18 protein-coding genes are annotated in these 17951 nt (G+C 54.9%); 2 read left to right on the top strand and 16 right to left on the bottom strand.

Annotated elements, in window-relative coordinates; translation table 11 throughout:
- Positions 1 to 28: 28 nt before the first annotated feature.
- A complete protein-coding gene (bhsA, locus tag C3406_RS04415; RefSeq protein WP_103823729.1) occupies positions 29 to 286 on the bottom strand; it encodes a multiple stress resistance protein BhsA in 258 nt (85 codons plus the stop codon).
- Between the two features lie 242 nt (positions 287 to 528).
- On the opposite strand from bhsA, the gene C3406_RS04410 reads away from it, so the two are divergent.
- Entirely contained in the window at positions 529 to 1164 is a 636-nt protein-coding gene (locus tag C3406_RS04410) for a TetR/AcrR family transcriptional regulator (RefSeq protein WP_103823728.1), read from the top strand.
- Between the two features lie 490 nt (positions 1165 to 1654).
- Here C3406_RS04410 and C3406_RS04400 read toward each other — a convergent pair whose 3' ends face one another.
- From C3406_RS04400 to hinT, 8 genes are all read right to left on the bottom strand, one after another.
- Positions 1655 to 2194, bottom strand: coding sequence for a glycine zipper 2TM domain-containing protein (locus C3406_RS04400; protein WP_103823727.1), 540 nt, complete (start codon positions 2192 to 2194; stop codon positions 1655 to 1657).
- A 196-nt stretch (positions 2195 to 2390) separates the two neighbouring features.
- On the bottom strand, positions 2391 to 3695 hold the full coding sequence (locus C3406_RS04395; protein ID WP_103823726.1) for an NAD(P)/FAD-dependent oxidoreductase: 1305 nt from the start codon (positions 3693 to 3695) through the stop codon (positions 2391 to 2393).
- A gap of 233 nt (positions 3696 to 3928) precedes the next feature.
- Entirely contained in the window at positions 3929 to 4471 is a 543-nt protein-coding gene (gene ycfP / locus C3406_RS04390) for an alpha/beta hydrolase YcfP (RefSeq protein WP_032617568.1), read from the bottom strand.
- Between the two features lie 34 nt (positions 4472 to 4505).
- Positions 4506 to 5531 carry a beta-N-acetylhexosaminidase gene (nagZ, locus tag C3406_RS04385; protein WP_103823725.1) on the bottom strand — a complete coding sequence of 342 codons (1026 nt, stop codon included), beginning with the start codon at positions 5529 to 5531 and terminating at the stop codon, positions 4506 to 4508.
- Positions 5532 to 5542: 11 nt separating this feature from the next.
- Positions 5543 to 6367 (bottom strand): thiamine kinase, encoded by an 825-nt coding sequence (gene thiK, locus C3406_RS04380; RefSeq protein ID WP_103823724.1) that lies wholly within the window; start codon positions 6365 to 6367, stop codon positions 5543 to 5545.
- Positions 6348 to 6998, bottom strand: coding sequence for a penicillin-binding protein activator LpoB (gene lpoB / locus C3406_RS04375; RefSeq protein ID WP_103179105.1), 651 nt, complete (start codon positions 6996 to 6998; stop codon positions 6348 to 6350). The genes thiK and lpoB overlap by 20 nt, the downstream gene beginning before the upstream one ends.
- A 10-nt stretch (positions 6999 to 7008) precedes the next feature.
- Complete coding sequence (locus C3406_RS04370) at positions 7009 to 7377, bottom strand: YcfL family putative periplasmic lipoprotein (RefSeq protein WP_103179104.1); 369 nt, start codon at positions 7375 to 7377, stop codon at positions 7009 to 7011.
- Position 7378: 1 nt separating this feature from the next.
- Complete coding sequence (gene hinT, locus C3406_RS04365; RefSeq protein ID WP_139156331.1) at positions 7379 to 7738, bottom strand: purine nucleoside phosphoramidase; 360 nt, start codon at positions 7736 to 7738, stop codon at positions 7379 to 7381.
- Between the two features lie 351 nt (positions 7739 to 8089).
- On the opposite strand from hinT, the gene fhuE reads away from it, so the two are divergent.
- Positions 8090 to 10279 carry a ferric-rhodotorulic acid/ferric-coprogen receptor FhuE gene (gene fhuE / locus C3406_RS04360; protein WP_103823723.1) on the top strand — a complete coding sequence of 730 codons (2190 nt, stop codon included), beginning with the start codon at positions 8090 to 8092 and terminating at the stop codon, positions 10277 to 10279.
- 263 nt (positions 10280 to 10542) lie between these two features.
- On the opposite strand, the gene ptsG is transcribed toward fhuE, so the two are convergent.
- The 7 genes from ptsG to fabF form a co-directional block, all read right to left on the bottom strand.
- The gene (ptsG, locus tag C3406_RS04350; protein ID WP_103823721.1) at positions 10543 to 11976 is read right to left on the bottom strand and encodes a PTS glucose transporter subunit IIBC; all 1434 of its coding nucleotides are present in this window, start codon (positions 11974 to 11976) and stop codon (positions 10543 to 10545) included.
- 297 nt (positions 11977 to 12273) lie between these two features.
- Complete coding sequence (locus C3406_RS04345) at positions 12274 to 13068, bottom strand: metal-dependent hydrolase (RefSeq protein WP_103823720.1); 795 nt, start codon at positions 13066 to 13068, stop codon at positions 12274 to 12276.
- A gap of 10 nt (positions 13069 to 13078) precedes the next feature.
- Positions 13079 to 14083 carry a DNA polymerase III subunit delta' gene (gene holB / locus C3406_RS04340; RefSeq protein WP_103823719.1) on the bottom strand — a complete coding sequence of 335 codons (1005 nt, stop codon included), beginning with the start codon at positions 14081 to 14083 and terminating at the stop codon, positions 13079 to 13081.
- Positions 14080 to 14721 (bottom strand): dTMP kinase, encoded by a 642-nt coding sequence (gene tmk / locus C3406_RS04335; protein WP_103823718.1) that lies wholly within the window; start codon positions 14719 to 14721, stop codon positions 14080 to 14082. The genes holB and tmk overlap by 4 nt, the downstream gene beginning before the upstream one ends.
- On the bottom strand, positions 14711 to 15733 hold the full coding sequence (gene yceG / locus C3406_RS04330; protein WP_103823717.1) for a cell division protein YceG: 1023 nt from the start codon (positions 15731 to 15733) through the stop codon (positions 14711 to 14713). The genes tmk and yceG overlap by 11 nt, the downstream gene beginning before the upstream one ends.
- Positions 15734 to 15735: 2 nt before the next feature.
- On the bottom strand, positions 15736 to 16545 hold the full coding sequence (gene pabC, locus C3406_RS04325; RefSeq protein ID WP_103823716.1) for an aminodeoxychorismate lyase: 810 nt from the start codon (positions 16543 to 16545) through the stop codon (positions 15736 to 15738).
- A gap of 123 nt (positions 16546 to 16668) precedes the next feature.
- Positions 16669 to 17910, bottom strand: coding sequence for a beta-ketoacyl-ACP synthase II (gene fabF, locus C3406_RS04320; protein ID WP_103179094.1), 1242 nt, complete (start codon positions 17908 to 17910; stop codon positions 16669 to 16671).
- Positions 17911 to 17951 lie beyond the last annotated feature (41 nt).

Genomic DNA, 17951 nt, shown 5'->3' with positions numbered 1-17951 from the left:
AGTGGCATTAATGAGGGTTAAGCCATGCTTATTTGTAGATCACTGCGGTACCGTGCAGGGTGTTCGGGCCGGTTACGGAAGTGATACGGAAAGATTTCGCCCCCATTTCATCCGCTTTTTGCGCTAACTGGCTTTCAAGAGAGCTCAGGTTAGTCCCGGCGTTCGCAGAGATGGTGCCCACCTTTTGTTGATCGACAGGGGTAGACTGAACTTCAACCGCAGCGAAGCTGGCAAATGAGAGTGAGCTGAGTACTGCAGCGGCGATGATTGTTTTTACGTTTTTCATGATAAGGACCTTTTGCAAGTGAACGGGATGTCGTAAGCATTAACTTAACGATCGATAACAAAATGATAGATGTGATCTACATCACACGTCAATTTATTTTTATAACGATCATTAAAATAATTTTAAAAGCGTTTAAATTCATATTGATATGATGAATAAATTTTTATTCATGCGGCGCTGGCTGCGGAAAGGGATTATTTTTATAATGGTCGTTCAACAATCCAACAGAGGTACAACGGCTCATGACAACCGATGACACGCGTTGCGAAAAGAAAAGCCGTGGCCGACCAAAAGTGTTCGACAGGGAAGCGGCGCTGGACAAGGCCATGACGCTGTTCTGGCAGCATGGGTATGAAGCCACATCACTGGCTGACCTGGTTGCCGCGACGGGGGCGAAAGCGCCTACGCTGTATGCAGAATTTACCAATAAAGAGGGGCTGTTCCGGGCGGTGCTGGATCGCTATATCAGCCGTTTCGCCGCCCGCCATGAAGCGCAGCTGTTCTGTGAGGAGAAACCCGTTGAACGGGCGCTGGAAGACTATTTCACCGCGGTGGCGACCTGCTTTACCAGCAAAGATACCCCTGCGGGCTGTTTTATGATTAACACGTCGGCCACGCTTGCAGCCTCTTCTGAAGAGATTGCCCATACGGTTAAATCTCGCCATGCCATGCAGGAAGAGACGCTGTGCCAGTTTTTACAGCAGCGTCAGCAGCGCGGTGAGATCCCGGCGCAGTGCGATCCGAAGAAACTTGCCCAATATCTGAGCTGCATTTTGCAGGGTATGTCCATCAGTGCCCGGGAAGGGGCCAGCCTGGAAAAACTGCTGACTGTCACCCAGATAACCCTGCGGTTATGGCCTGAACTGCTGAAAGCCTGATTTTCAGGGCGGTCTGCCGCCCTGCTCCCCCTTTTCTCACCGCAGCTTCCGCTATACTTCATAGAAAGATAGTTAAAAGCTATCACCACGGCTTCACCGCTTGCTATGCTTAACCTGTGATTATTGATGTGCTAATGATTAGGTGCATTAGTTATGACGAAGGCGTTCTGGCTATTCACATTCAGAAGGAGAATATAATGATTTTGCTATTACCTTTTTTTAAGGTGCTTATAGTCATTACATTGTTATTCGGTCTCTGGGTTTTATGTGGTGGGTCAGTTTTATTTGCTTTTCTTTCCGTACTGATAACGGGATTTATGTTACTGCGCCAGTATAATGAATTCGACCTTTAACCCCTGTCACCCAGCAGCCTCTCCATGAAAGACCTTACTCCTGGCGCACATCGCGCCGCTGTTAAGGTCTTTTTTTTGCGCAAAAAAAGCTCCCCAGCCTGAGCGAATGGGGAGCTAAATGCAGAGAACAGATTTTTTTATGCTTTGTTATTCAGTATCAGCTGGCCGTCGCCATTAAGGGGGATCTGCGTGCCGGGATCTTTATCCATACGGATCTTGCCCTGCTGATCGCCAATTTTGTAGGTCACATCGTAACCGAGCATTTTTTCTGACTTGTCGTAGACCGTCTTACAGCGCTGCTCGGTGGTGGTGTAAGTATCACGCGCCTGCAGGGCACCCTGCGCCTGATTCCCCGCGTAACCGCCACCCAGTGCGCCCACGACCGTCGCGACATCTTTACCGCGTCCGCCGCCAAACTGATGACCAATCACCCCACCGGCCACCGCACCCAGTACAGAACCGGCAATACGGTTTTCATCCTGTACAGGACGGCGATGCGTTACGGTCACATTCCGGCACTCCTGACGCGGTGTTTTCACCGTCTCTTTAATAGGCGTAGCCGAAACCACCTGCGCATACTGCGGGCCACGATCAAAAACATTAAGACTGGCAACTGCCGCCACACCTAATGCGGCGACCACGCCAATCCCTATACCTGCCACCATGGATTTATTCATGTGACGTTCTCCTTTGTATTGCTATTAGTAACAATTCTGCAACTAAAGGTGTGTGCAGGCAAATCAGAGAAAGGATTAAAAATGTGGGAACAAGCGCAAAATGAGCCGGTTTAGGAGGACTCTTAGACTTTGTGAGGGCGATTTGCAGAATGATATGCTGAAAAAGCCCCTTCGCGGGAGCGAAGGGGCAAAGGCGTTAGTGCAGCTTGAGTCGTGGACGGATGACGCGGTTGATGCTGCCTACCAGCATCATCAGCCCGGTTTTGAAATAGCCGTGCAGCGCAATCTGGTGCATACGGTACAGCGAGATGTAGACGAAGCGGGCAATACGTCCTTCTACCATCATCGAACCGCGCATCAGGTTACCCATCAGACTACCGACGGTGGAGAAGTTCGAGAGCGACACCAGAGAACCGTGATCTTTATAGACATAGTTCTTCAGCGGCTTGCCCTTCGCCTGCGCCAGGATATTGTGCAGTGCCAGGCTGGCCATCTGGTGTGCGGCCTGGGCGCGCGGTGGCACGAACCCACCTTCCGGACGGGCGCAGGAGGCGCAGTCGCCAATGGCAAAGATATCCGGGTCGCGGGTGGTTTGCAGCGTCGGCTCAACCACCAGCTGGTTAATGCGGTTGGTCTCCAGCCCGCCGATCTCTTTCATGAAATCAGGCGCCTTGATGCCTGCTGCCCAGACCATCAGATCGGCTTTAATGTGTTCGCCATCTTTGGTGTTCAGACCCTGTTCATCGGCACTGGTGACCATCGTCTGGGTCAGAACACGCACGCCCAGTTTGGTCAGCTCGTTGTGCGCCGCACCGGAGATACGCGGCGGCAGCGCAGGCAGAATACGTTCGCCCGCTTCCACCAGCGTCACGTTCAGCGCGTCGTTGGTTAAGCCTTTGTAGCCATAGCTATGCAGCTGTTTCACCGCGTTGTGCAGCTCCGCAGAGAGCTCAACGCCCGTCGCGCCACCGCCGACGATAGCGATATTCACCTTGCCGCTTGCGCCGAGGTTATTGGAATACTTCAGGAACAGGTTCAGCATCTCCTGATGGAAACGACGCGCCTGATGCGGGTTATCCAGGAAGATGCAGTGCTCTTTCACGCCCGGCGTGTTGAAGTCGTTTGAGGTACTGCCCAGCGCCATCACCAGGGTGTCGTATGCCAGCTTACGCTCCGGTACCAGCAGTTCGCCTTTCTCGTCACGCAGCTCCGCCAGGGTAATGGTTTTGCTTTCACGGTTGATATCGACCACTGAACCCAGCTGGAACTGGAACCCATGGTTGCGCGCATGCGCCAGATAGCTCAGCGCGTCAACGCCCTCATCCAGAGAACCGGTGGCAACTTCGTGCAGCAGCGGTTTCCACAGGTGGCTGTGGTTGCGATCGACCAGCGTCACTTTGGCTTTTTTGCCGCGTCCGAGCTTCTTGCCCAGCTGCGTAGCCAGCTCCAGCCCGCCTGCGCCGCCGCCCACAATCACTATCTTTTTCAATGGTGTAGTCAACGTGACCCCCTAAATTATTAACCAATTGTTAACTAAAGGTTATGAAAATAACCTTTAGTTAACAACAGGTTACAGCACTGAAACCATCCCACGACCATGAGAATAACATGTTCGGTGCATTGGTCATACCAAAATTGATGTGCATCAAGTTTTGCCGCTTAAAATTCACCCAAGCTTAGCAAAAAGAAAGCCCGGCTCACGTAGGTGGCCGGGCCTGGTTGAAAAAATGAGCCTTATCCTAAGGTCTTGAACGCTTTGATCCGCTGCAGATGAGGGGCAATGTTTTTGAACTTGTGGGTCTGCTCTTCATCCCAGACAATTTCGTAGTAGTGATGCAGCAGCTCCGCTGCCCGTGGGCTGTTGAGCGCCTCATCGTTGCGGGAGAGGATCACCAGGCAGCGATCGCGATTTTTCTCGCGGAAATTGCTCACGCACTTGGTGGCGATATCAACATACTCTTCCGGCCTGTCGATTTTGCCTTCCATGTTCTCGTTCGGGAACAGGTTAGGATTGAACACCACCTGGCGAATATCACATAAGAACCCAATGCGCTCCGCCCAGTAACCCCCAAGGCCAACGCCACAAATCAACGGACGGTCATCAACGTTCAGTTGCAGCATTTTGTCCACTTCTTTCAGCAGATGCTGCATATCATGTTTCGGATGGCGCGTACTGTAGCTAATCAGCCGCACATCCGGATCGATAAACTGCAGTTGCAGGACCTTCTCGTGATTCCCGGGACTGTTCGAATCAAAACCGTGCAAATAGATGATCATCGTATCCTCGTCACACTACGCTTGTCAGGAGGGATCATTGCCCCGCTTTATGCGCCTCCCAGCGCTCATGAAGCGCTTCAAGTTGCGCATTGACGGTTTTCCAGCGTGCTGAATCCCGCAGTTCCTGACGGCTAAAAGAACCTTTATGATACAATTGTGTAACACGTTCAGCCTTGATCGGCGACAGGTTATCTAACACGCTCACTGCGCCTTTACGATTATTGCAGACCAGGATCATATCGCAACCTGCATCCAACGATGCCTGACCGCGTTCAGCGTAGCTGCCCATGATCGCTGCCCCTTCCATCGACAGGTCGTCAGAGAAAATCACACCGTTGAAGCCCAGCTCCTGACGGAGGACGGTTTTTAGCCAGTGCGGCGAGCCGCTGGCCGGACGCGGATCGACGTCGGCATAGATCACGTGCGCGGGCATAATTGCATCAAGCTTGTTGTCGCTGATAAGCGATTTGAAAATCGACATATCTCTGGCGCGGATCTCCGCCTGTGGCCGTGGGTCACGCGGGGTCTCTTTGTGGGAATCCGCCGTCACGGCGCCATGACCCGGGAAGTGTTTCCCCGTGGTTTTCATCCCGGCCTCGTGCATGCCGTCGATAAAGCGTGTCGCCATCTGTAGCGCCTTCTGCGGTTCGTCATGGTATGCACGCTCACCGATGGCGGCGCTGATATGGCCGACATCCAGCACCGGGGCAAAGCTGATATCAATATCCATGGCGATCATCTCGCTTGCCATCAGCCAGCCCGCCTCCTGCGCCAGCTTGCCGCCCTCTTCCAGCCCGAGCAGCGCGGCAAACGACTGGGCAGCGGGCAGACGGGTAAAGCCGTCGCGGAATCGCTGCACGCGGCCCCCCTCCTGATCCACCGCCACCACCAGCCGGTGATGGGAGGCCTCCCGGATCTGGCGAACCAGCTCCCGCAGCTGCGCCGGATCGTGATAATTACGCGTAAACAGGATCAAGCCACCTACCAGCGGGTGCGCCAGAATTTCGCGCTCCTCCGCATCCAGCTCATAACCTTCCACATCCAACATGACCGGACCCACACGAACCTCTCTTATTCTGTTGTTTCTAACTGGCGCCAGATCTCATCGGCCAGCGTCATAAATTGTTTATCTTGTGATTGCTGCCAGCGTAGCTCAAACCAGCCTGCCATCAGCATCAGTACCCAGGGGCGCCAGCGCTTCACCTGACGTTGCAAGGCCGTCAGGTCAAGCTGAGCAGCTTGGGCGTAGGCAGCGAGCAGCTGCTGACGCTCTGCGTCACTGTCCATCCAGACGCTCGCCAGCTCCAGCGCCACATCTCCGTCACCCGCGTACTCCCAGTCCAGCAGCCGGATGCCGGCGTTCGTATGCACGATATTACCGGCATGAACATCCATGTGTAGCGGCGCCAGTCGCAGCGGGCGCGGCTCCCCCCGTTTTTGCAGGCGTTTGTGCCATCTCAGCCATAACGGCGTGCGCCGGGAGGGCGAGGCCTGGAGCCAGTACTGTTCCAGCAGCGGCATCAGGATAATACGCCAGCCAAACACGGGCTGTTGATGAAGATGATACAGCATCCCGGCCAGCGCGGGTGCGGCGGGCAACATGGTTTTGACCTCCCCCGCCAGATAGTCCACCGCTATCCAGCCCGGACTGTAAAAGTGCGGCTGAGGAGCAATGTCGGCGGGAAGATGGCGCAGGGCGTGGTACTGACGGCGAAAATGAGCAGGCGTTGCCAGGGCGTCATGACGCTGACGTAGCACCAGACGACGCGCAGCATGCTCAATAATGCAGCTCGCGCCGCTCAACCCGGCATGGGATGGCGGCGCGACGATGCGAAACTGCGGAAAATAGCGCGACAGCAGCGTGTCGCGCGGCAGGTTACTGTTGCTGAACTGCACCTTTACCCGACCAGATAATCTCACCTGTCTGAACCAGCATCAGCTGCATTTGCAGCGCCGGGGAATTGACGTTGCCGGTTGCGCTGGAGTAAAGCACATACTGCGCGCCCACGTTACGGGCAATGCCGATGGCTTTACTGCGTGAGCCCAGGCTATCCTGCGGGGAAAGGCCCAACTGCTGCTTGGCGACAGCGAGCTGCTGCGCGGACACCAGCGTAAATTTGCCGTTATTGGCCAGCGCATTACGCAGCGTTTCGGTCGCCTCACCAGCATTCAGGCTGCCGTTAGTGCGGTTGTTGACGCTGTCCACCAGCAGCACGCTGCCTGCGTTAACGCCCTGCGCCTGCAGCATCTTACCGACCATAGGCTGCATTGCGCCGTTCCAGTCGTAGTGACGTTCACGCGGTGCAGGCTGGGCGGGCTCTTCCTGATGCTCTATCGGACCAGGCTGCGCAGGAACGCTCGGCACGGTAGGAACAACAGGAACCGGCTGGGTTGGCTGAACCGGCTGCTCGACGCCCGGTTTGACCTCTTCCACCGGTGCAGGTGGTTGCTCAGTGCGGCTAATACAGCCCGACAGGAACAGTGCAAAAGCCGTGACAAGCGCGTAACGACCGATCTGTTTAATCAAAATTCACCCCTCAGAGATATAAATAAAGTCTGACCTTATGCGCACCCAGATAATTTGCGCTGCCATATAGCTTAACCGACGATTTTGCCGGAATGGTTACGCTGCGCGGCGCCTCAAGTGGATGCATTTCCAGGCCGCGGGCGTCATACCAGAAAAAACGGTAGTGCACGGTAACTGGCGCATCTCTTTCATTGAACAGCACAGAGGAGGCGGACGGTTGAATTTCGCTGACCGAAAGCGAAGGCTGATCGGCGGTAATCCCTGCCGCCAGCACCGATGACTCCATAACCAGCGTTTGATCGTCATTGACGGGTATCGACGGTTGCGAACTGCATCCTGCCAACGCTATCACCAGCGCCGCCATCCATCCTCTTTGCATCTTAAAGACCTTTATGCGCCAGCATCGGGCCCAGCGGACGACCGCCCAGCAGATGCATATGAATGTGATAAACTTCCTGACCACCGTGGCGGTTGCAGTTCATGATCAAACGGTAACCGTCCTCGGCAATGCCTTCCTGCTCAGCGATTTTCGCTGCTACTGTCAGCATACGGCCTAATGCCAGTTCATGCTCAGTTTTCACGTCATTTACCGTCGGAATCAGAATATTGGGAATAATGAGGATGTGCGTAGGCGCCTGGGGGGAGATGTCGCGAAAAGCGGTAACCAGTTCATCCTGATAGATGATATCTGCCGGGATCTCGCGGCGGACAATTTTACTGAAAATGGTTTCTTCAGCCATGAGGTTTTCCTTATTCATTAATCTGGCGACGAGCCCGGAAACAACCCGCCCGGTGCATGCGCAATATTTTGTGGCAAGACTAAAGAGTATGAGCGACTTTCTCCTGTCCTTTCAACCTTATCCCACGAATTCTTTGCGTATGTGGCCCGATCTGCTCGCGGAGTAACCACCTCCCCTCCACCCGCTCTGAAACATTATTTCACTTACCGTCGCAACATCTGTTTACAGTGATAAATCGAATGCGTATATTTCGCATTTGCATTTTCATGCGCAATTTATACCTAGAAAAATGATTTCAGTCCGTCGATACGGGACTGATGCACACCATTCACCGTACATAAGGGTTTAATGATGTCTTTCACCATTCAATCCAGGGAAGGGCAATCCCGGTCTGTCGCAACACCTTCGTTGCTGGCAGCCTGCATTGCTATGGCATTGATGCCAGCCACCGCTTTCGCCGCCCCCACCGAAGATACCGTCATTGTTGATGGTTCTTTTCAGTCGGACGCCTCCGCCGATGACAGCCAGGACTACAGCGTAAAAAGCACGTCCGTGGGCACCAAAATGCAGATGATCCAACGTGACATCCCGCAGTCGGTCACCATCGTCAGCGAACAACGTATGGAAGACCAGCAGCTTCAGACCCTGGGCGAAGTGATGGACAGCACGATGGGGATCAGCAAAAGCACGACTGACTCCGATCGCAGCAACTATTACTCCCGTGGTTTCGAAATCGACAACTACATGGTCGATGGCATCCCAACCTATTTTGAGTCGCGCTGGAATCTGGGTGATTCCCAGTCAGATATGGCGCTGTTTGAACGCGTCGAGGTCGTGCGCGGTGCCACCGGCCTGATGACCGGAACGGGTAACCCGTCGGCGGCCATCAATATGGTGCGCAAGCATGCCACCAGCCGTGAATTTAAAGGCAACCTGTCTGCAGAGTACGGTAGCTGGAACAAGCAACGTTACGTGATGGACATGCAAAGTCCACTGACGGAAGATGGCAACCTACGGGCGCGCATTGTGGCGGGTTATCAGGACAGCGACTCCTGGCTCGACAACTACAATCAGAAACGCACCTTCTTCTCCGGTATTCTGGACGCTGACCTGGGCACCAGCACTTCACTGTCGGCAGGCTACGAATACCAGCGTATCGACATCAACAACCAGACGTGGGGAGGCTTACCGCGCTGGAACACCGATGGCAGCGTCAGGCATTACGATCGCGCGCACAGCACCTCCCCTGACTGGGCTTACAACGACAAAGAGTTCAATAAGGTCTTCTTCACACTGAAGCAGCGCTTTGCCGACAACTGGCAGGCCACGTTGAATGGGACTCATACCGAAGCGAAATTCGACAGTAAAGCGATGTATCTGGATGCTTACGTCAATAAAAGCACCGGTATGCTGGAAGGCCCTTATGCGAACTATGGTCCGGGCTATGATTATATTGGTGGCACCGGCTGGAACAGCGGCAAGCGTAAAGTAGATGCAGTGGATCTCTTCGCTGACGGCGGCTACGAGCTGTTGGGCCGTCAGCACACCATGATGATTGGCGGCAGCTTCAGCCGTCAGACGAACCGCTACACCAACTCGTGGGCCAACGTCTATCCGGATGAGTTCGGCAGTTTCTACGACTACAACGGTTACTTCCCGGAAACCAACTGGGGATCCCAGTCGCTGGCCCAGGATGACACCACGAATATGAAATCGCTCTACGCCGCGACGCGCATTTCCCTGGCCGATCCTCTGCATTTAATTCTTGGCGCCCGTTATACCAACTGGAGCATTGAAACCCTGACCTATGGCATGGAGAAGAACCACACCACCCCTTATGCCGGTCTGGTCTACGACATCAATGACAACTGGTCAGCCTACGCCAGCTATACCTCTATCTTCCAGCCGCAGAACTACCGTGACAGCTCGGGCAGGTATCTTGATCCGATCACCGGGAATAACTACGAAGCGGGCCTGAAATCTGACTGGATGAACAGCCGTCTGACCACCACGCTCTCTGTCTTCCGCATTGAGCAGGACAATCTGGGCCAAAGCACCGGCCGGACGATTCAGGGCTCTACGGATACGGCCTACGAGAGCGTAGACGGTACCGTGAGTAAAGGCGTGGAGTTTGAAATCAACGGCGCGCTGACGGATAACTGGCAGATGACCTTTGGCGCAACGCGTTACGTGGCGGAAGATAATGATGGCAAGGCGGTGAACCCGCAGCTGCCGCGGACCACGGTGAAACTCTTTACCAGCTACCGCCTGCCGGCAATGCCTGAGCTGACCGTTGGTGGCGGCGTTAACTGGCAAAACAGCGTTTACACCTATCAGGACACCCCTTACGGCACCTGGCGTGCCTCGCAGGGCAGCTACGCGCTGGTGGATCTCTTCACGCGTTATCAGGTGACGAAGAACTTCTCCCTGCAGGGTAATGTGAATAACCTCTTCGATAAGACTTACGACACTAACATTGAGGGCGAAATTGTCTATGGCGAACCGCGTAACGTGAGCCTGACCGCAAGCTATCAGTTCTGATAAAGCATGCAGCGTCTAAGGGAGCCAAATGGCTCCCTTTTTTGTGCGTGCTGTTTGCCGGGTGGCGGCTGCGCCTTACCCGGCCTACGATTGGTGCGGTTGTTGCCTTTGTTTGCCGGGTGGCGGCTACGCCTTACCCGGCCTACGGTTCGTGCGGTTGTTGCCTTTGTAGGCCGGGTAAGCGTAGCGCCACCCGGCATGCCACAAACTATAGATATAAAAAAGGCAGCCATTCGGCTGCCTTAGTCTCCCCAGGTCACAACTTAGTTGCTGCGGATGTACTCATCCATTTCGGTTTTCAGGTTATCGGATTTAGTACCGAAGATAGCCTGTACACCGGAACCTGCAACAACTACACCAGCTGCGCCCAGTTTTTTCAGACCCGGCTGGTCAACTTTCGCAACATCAGCAACGCTTACACGCAGACGAGTGATACATGCGTCCAGGTTGGTGATGTTCTCTTTACCGCCGAAGGCTGCAACCAGTGCCGGAGCCATTTCGCTGGTCGCACCCGCTTTGCTGTCTTCTGTTGCATCTTCACGACCTGGCGTTTTCAGGTCCAGTGCTTTGATCAGCACACGGAAGATGGTGTAGTACACAACCGCGTAGCATGCACCAACGATTGGGAACAGCCACAGTTTGCTGCTGTTACCGGACAGGACGATAAAGTCGATCAGACCGTGCGAGAAGGAAGTCCCGTCACGCATACCCAGCAGGATACAGATTGGGAATGCCAGACCAGCCAGAATCGCGTGGATGATGTACAGGATCGGCGCAACGAACATGAAGGAGAACTCGATCGGCTCGGTGATACCGGTCAGGAACGAGGTCAGCGCCGCGGAGATCATGATACCGCCCACTTTTGCACGGTTCTCTGGTTTAGCAGAGTGCCAGATTGCAATCGCAGCAGCCGGCAGGCCGTACATTTTGAACAGGAAGCCGCCAGACAGTTTGCCTGCAGTTGGGTCGCCTGCCATGTAACGTGGGATATCGCCGTGGAAGACCTGGCCCGCAGCGTTGGTGTATTCGCCGATCTGCATCTGGAAAGGAACGTTCCAGATGTGGTGCAGACCGAACGGCACCAGGCAACGCTCGATGAAGCCGTAGATACCGAACGCCACAACCGGGTTCTGGTAAGCCGCCCACTGAGAGAAGGTCTGGATAGCGGAACCAATCGGTGGCCAGATGAAGGAGAGGATCACACCCGTGAAGATCGCCGCCAGACCAGAGATGATTGGAACAAAACGCTTACCTGCAAAGAAGCCCAGGTACTCAGGGAGCTTGATGCGATAGAAGCGGTTAAACATATACGCCGCAATTGCACCCGAGATGATACCGCCCAGAACCCCGGTGTCAGCCAGGTGTTTAGCAGCGATCTCTTCCGGTGGCAGGTGCAGCACCAGAGGTGCAACCACAGCCATGGTTTTAACCATGATGCCGTAGGCAACTACAGCGGCCAGCGCAGATACGCCGTCGTTATTGGTGAAGCCAAGCGCAACGCCGATAGCGAAGATCAGTGGCATATTGGCAAAAACAGAACCGCCTGCTTCCGCCATCACATGAGAAACTACGGCTGGCAGCCAGCTGAAGTTTGCAGAACCGACGCCCAGCAGGATACCTGCGATAGGCAGTACGGATACCGGCAGCATCAGCGATTTACCGACCTTCTGCAGGTTAGCAAATGCATTCTTAAACATAATTGAGAGTGCTCCTGAGTATTTGTGCTTTTTTTACGTTTTCACGCATTGGCCCGGGGGGAGAACCGTGCCGTGGACAGGACATCTAAGCGCCCTTTATTTATTACGCAGAGTAAAATAAATCTGCGGATCTTTGTTTGACGGCTATCACGTTTCAGCGTTCGTTACCTGAAAAACTTTCAGTTTTTTACAAAATAGGTGTCTAAATGTTACCAGAAACGCATTCACCGCCCCTGTTCGGGCGGTGAACTTTACTCGCTTTAGCTATTAATTACGAGCCCAAAAAAAACTGACGATTCATGCTGATTGCAGGCGGGAGGGATCGATGTGAAACAGACTGGCGAAGTTATCAGTGGTAATGCGTGCCAGTTCTTCAACATCGACGCCTTTCAAAACGGCCATATACTCGGCCACATCCCGTACCATCGCGGGTTGGTTCTCTTTACCGCGGTGCGGTACCGGTGCCAGATAAGGGGAATCTGTCTCCACCAGCAGGCGATCGAGCGGGACGTATCGCGCAGCGTCGCGAAGCTGCTCTGCGTTACGGAACGTCACGATCCCGGAAAACGAGATATAAAAACCCAAATCCAGCAGTTTGCCCGCTGTTTCTCTGTCTTCAGTGAAACAGTGTAGTACGCCACCACAATCCGTCACCTTTTCTTCTGAGAGGATCGCCAGCGTATCGGCACGGGCATCGCGGGTGTGGACAATCACTGGCTTGTTCAGCTCCCGGCCAATACGGATATGATCGCGGAATGATTCCTGCTGACGGGCTTTCGTTTCTGGGGTGTAAAAATAGTCCAGCCCGGTTTCGCCCATCGCGACGACGTCCTCTTCCGCCGCCAGACGGCGTAAATCCTCGACGTCATAGGCCTCATCCTGATTCAGCGGATGCACGCCGCAGGAGAAAACGACGTTGTCGCGCACGCCCACCAGCTCACGCATGGTGCGGTAGCCTGGTAACGTTGTGGCGACCGCCAGACAAAATTTCACATCGCGGGCTGCGGCTTTTTCCAGCACGTCATCGACGTTTTTATGCAGGGATTGATAATCCAGGCCATCAAGATGGCAGTGTGAGTCGACTAAAAACATAATGTCTCTCTCAGAGATGGGATACAGGCAGCGTTGTGCCCGGTTGCAGGTAATGCTCGATAGTGAGTAACAGGTCGGTCAGCACAAGCTCCCGATTCAGCCCCGTTACACTGAGTAATTGTTCGCGACACTGACATACGTCATGAAGGATAGCCCGTAATGCCACTCCTGGCAGGCGCCGGGCGAGGCTGTTAACCCCTTGCCATGCATCGGCATTGCTGATCAAGGTCGCCCCTTGCTGAATTTTGAGGGCATCCAGCAACAATGCCGCCAGCCAGTGCAGACGATCGGGCGCCTGTTCATGATTGAGTACCGGCAGCAGGCTCATCCAGTCACCACTGTCAGGTACAGCCCCAAGCGCCTGGCAAAGCTGTTCGCGTTGCCCCCAGACGTTGGGCTGCAACAGCGCCAGCGCGGCTGCAGGCGCGCCGCCGCACAGACGTAGCGCGCTGAGCGCCGCTTCTTGTGACGTTGTCACTTCCCGCGCAAGCCAGCTGATAGCCCACGCCTCCTGCGGCACGTTGAGATGATGCAAGCGACAGCGGCTTCGGAGAGTCGCCAGCAACCGTCCGGGCTCACGGCAGGCCATCAGGAACCAGGTATTTTCCGGCGGCTCTTCCAGGGTTTTTAACAGCGCGTTGGCCGCCGCTTCGGTCAGCTGGGCGGCATCCTTGACCCAGACCACTTTCGCCCCACCAAGCCGCGCGCGCTCGTAGAGCTTCTCGCTGACCGCGCGAACCGCATCAATACCCAGCGTCGTTTTGCCCTTCTCTGGCTCAAGCGCGTAATAATCCGGGTGCGTCTGCGCCTGCATCAGCTGGCAGCCGCGGCACTGGCCACAGCTCTTATGCCCCTGGGGCTGCTGGCACATCAGAAAACGGCTGATGGCGTAGATCAGCGCATCATCGCCCATTCCCGGCAGCGACTGGATCAGTAACGCATGATGCCCCCGACCGGACTGGTAGCTGTTCACCAGCTTTTCTAAGTGCGGGCGCAACCATGGATACCATTTCATGCCTGTTGTTCCTTCAGCCAGTCGGTGACCGTTTTACGAATGGCGTCCATCACCGCTTCCAGTGGTTGGGTGGCGTCGATGGTGCGAATGGTGCTGTCCTGTGCGGCCAGCTCAAGATAGCGGGCGCGGGTACGGTTGAAGAAGTCCAGCGACTCCTGCTCAATACGATCCAGTTCGCCACGGGCGCGGGCGCGCTTCAGGCCCACTTCTGGCGTCACGTCAAGATAGAGCGTCAGGTTCGGGCGGAAATCCCCCAGCACCGCATCGCGCAGCGTGGCGAGCATCGTCTGGTCAATGCCGCGGCCACCGCCCTGGTAAGCCTGGGTGGAGAGATCGTGGCGATCGCCAATGACCCAGCACCCACGTGCCAGCGCAGGTTTGATGACGGTTTCCACCAGCTGGACACGCGCGGCGTAGAACATCATGACTTCGGCTTTATCCGTAATCACTTCATCGCCGACCGATTTAATGTCCAGCACCAGACTACGCAGTTTTTCCGCCAGCTGTGTGCCGCCCGGTTCGCGGGTAAAGATCATCTCTTCGATGCCATACTGTTTCAGCGTCTCGACTACCGTATCGCGTGCGGTGGTTTTCCCGGCGCCTTCCAGCCCCTCAATGACGATGTAATTACTGCGCATTTTTTTCCTTAAGTGCCTTCAGATAGTCCTGGACCGAACGATTATGACTGGCAAGATTGGTGTTAAAAGTATGTCCACCCTTTCCGTCCGCGACGAAATAGAGATACGGCGTTTTGGCCGGATGCGCGGCGGCATTCAGCGATGCCTGACCCGGCGTGGCAATCGGCCCCGGGGGTAATCCGCTAATGACATAGGTATTATAATCCGTTGGGGTTTCGAGATCTTTACGCGAAATGTTGCCCTTGTAGTTCTCACCCATCCCGTAAATCACCGTAGGGTCAGTCTGCAGACGCATACCGATACGCAGACGATTGATAAACACGGAGGCCACCTGATCGCGTTCGCTGGCGACTGCCGTCTCTTTCTCGACGATAGAAGCCATGGTCACAAACTGGTTCTGATCTTTATACGGCAGGTTTTCCATCCGCCCTTCCCAGGCTTTATCCACTGCTGCAACCATCTTTTTATGCGCACGCTGCAACAGTGCCACATCGGTGGTGCCCGCGGTATACATCCAGGTATCGGGCCAGAACCAGCCTTCTATCCTGTCGGGGTGCTCAAATTTCAGGGCCTCGGCGACGGCAGCATAGCTGTCGTCCGGCAACGTGTGCTTGATGTAGGGCGCATCGCGCAGCTGCTTCAGGTAGTCGCTCAGACGCATCCCTTCGACAAAACGCAGCGGGAACTGCGCCTCTTTACCGCTTTCAAGCAGCTCCAGCATCTCCTTCACGGTCATTCCTGGGGTAAAGCGGTAGGTACCGGCTTTAAAATGCGACAGCTCCGGCTGCACGCGTAATAGCCACTGGAATACCCGCGGGCGGTTAATGATCTTGTCGCCGTACAGCTGTTCACCCAGCGCCAGCCGTCCGGTTCCGGGTTTCAGGGTAAATACTGTCTCGTCGGCGATCAGGATTTTGCTCTCCGCCAGCTGGCGAACTTTCCACATCCCCACGCCAGCGGCAATGCCCAGCACGACAACGACGAGGAGAATAAAGCGCAACATTTTCTTCATGACTATCTGGTTTGCTCACACAGAGGGGCTAAAAACGAGTACAACTCACGCGATGTAAAATGGTGAGAACCATACTGGCGCACCGGCACAACTGGCATCAGCGCATTGCATACGACGATCTCGTCAGCATCGGTCAGCGCAGCCGCGCGCGCCTGCACTTCGACCACGCGAAATCCGGAATGCGCCAGTTGCCGCAGACAAAACTGCCGCATCAGGCCGTTAACGCCAGCCTGCTCCAGACGGGGGGTAAACACATTCTTACCCTGCCGCCAGAATAAATTCGCCGCACAGCATTCCGTAATGAACCCTTCGCTGTCAAGAACCAGCGCTTCATCGGCGTCGGTCTGTTCAAGATGGGAGCGAATCAGCACTTGCTCAAGCCGATTGAGGTGTTTTATCCCCGCAAGCTGCGGATTACGTCCCAGCCTCACCGGACTTAATGCCAGGGTAATGCCTTCCTTGCGCCAGCGATCATAATGGGCAGGCCAGGCAGATACCGACAGAATGCGAACCGGATCCTGACAGCCAGCCGCGCTGTATCCTCTTCCGCCGCTTCCCCGGGTAATAATCACTTTTAATACGCCCCGTTCGACGCCGTGCGCCTGGTCTGTCATTTCATTTTCTAACGCCGTCCACTGGGCAAAGGGAATGAACAGTTTTTCACAGGCCGTCCGCAATCGTTGCAGATGCGCCTCAAGCAAACAGACCTTGCCTTCGACAATGCGGGCCGTTGTGAAGCAGCCGTCACCAAACTGAATCGCCCGGTCACTCGCCGGAAGCTGTACCTGCTTTATACCATTTATCAAGAACATGGTGGCTCCTTTAAGATGGTCGAATAGTCTGGCAGGAAGGATGGCTCTGGACAAGGGAAGAAGACCGAATAAAAAAGGCCCGACAAGCGGACCTTTTTTTACTGCACTAACGACAGGTTAGCATCAGACCTTTTTAAAGATCAGAGAGCCGTTGGTGCCGCCAAAGCCGAAGGAGTTACACAGGGTGTACTCCATACCGCTGACCTGGCGCGCTTCGTGCGGAACGAAGTCCAGATCGCAACCTTCATCCGGATTATCCAGGTTGATGGTTGGCGGAACAGCCTGATCGCGCAGCGCAAGGATGGAGTAGATAGACTCTACTGCACCCGCCGCACCCAGCAGGTGACCGGTCATGGATTTGGTGGAGCTGACCATGACGCGGCGGGCTGCATCGCCAAACACAGACTTAACGGCCTGCGCTTCAGCGATATCGCCCGCAGGCGTAGAAGTACCGTGCGCATTCACATAGCCAATCTGACCCGGCTCGATACCCGCATCACGGATAGCGTTAACCATGGCCAGCGCAGCACCTGCGCCATTCTCTGGCGGAGAGGTCATGTGATAGGCATCGCTGCTCATGCCGAAGCCGACGACTTCTGCATAAATTTTCGCGCCGCGTTTCTTCGCATGCTCGTACTCTTCCAGCACGACCATACCGGCACCGTCACCCAGCACAAAACCATCACGGTCTTTATCCCACGGACGGCTCGCCGCCTGAGGATTATCGTTGCGGGTAGACAGCGCGCGGGCTGCACCGAAACCGCCTACACCCAATGGGGTGCTGGCTTTTTCTGCCCCACCAGCGACCATCGCGTCAGCATCGCCATAAGCAATCATACGCGCCGCCTGGCCGATGTTGTGCACACCAGATGTACAGGCAGTAGCAATCGAAATGCTTGGACCGCGCAGGCCATACATGATGGTCAGGTGACCTGCCACCATGTTAACAATCGTTGACGGAACGAAGAACGGGCTAATCTTACGTGGGCCACCATTAACTAAAGAGCTATGGTTTTCCTCGATTAAGCCAAGGCCGCCAATCCCGGAGCCAATAGCGGCGCCAATACGGGTTGCGTTCTCTTCCGTAATTTCAAGGCCAGAATCCTGCATGGCCTGAACGCCAGCGACAATTCCATATTGAATGAAGGCATCCATCTTGCGCTGTTCTTTGCGCGAGATGATCTCTTCACAGTTAAAATCCTTTACTAAGCCAGCAAATTTCGTTGCATAGGCGCTAGTATCGAAATGGTCGATTAGGCTAATGCCACTCTGACCGGCAAGGAGAGCTTTCCAGGTGGACTCTACGGTATTGCCGACAGGAGATAACATGCCAAGTCCGGTCACAACTACACGACGCTTAGACACGCTTGTCCTCCAGGGAGGGATAAAAAAGAAAAACGAGGGAC

This window comes from Leclercia sp. LSNIH8, assembly GCF_002920195.1.
Classification (GTDB): Bacteria; Pseudomonadota; Gammaproteobacteria; order Enterobacterales; family Enterobacteriaceae; genus Enterobacter.
This window is presented reverse-complemented; position numbering and strand designations above follow the sequence as displayed.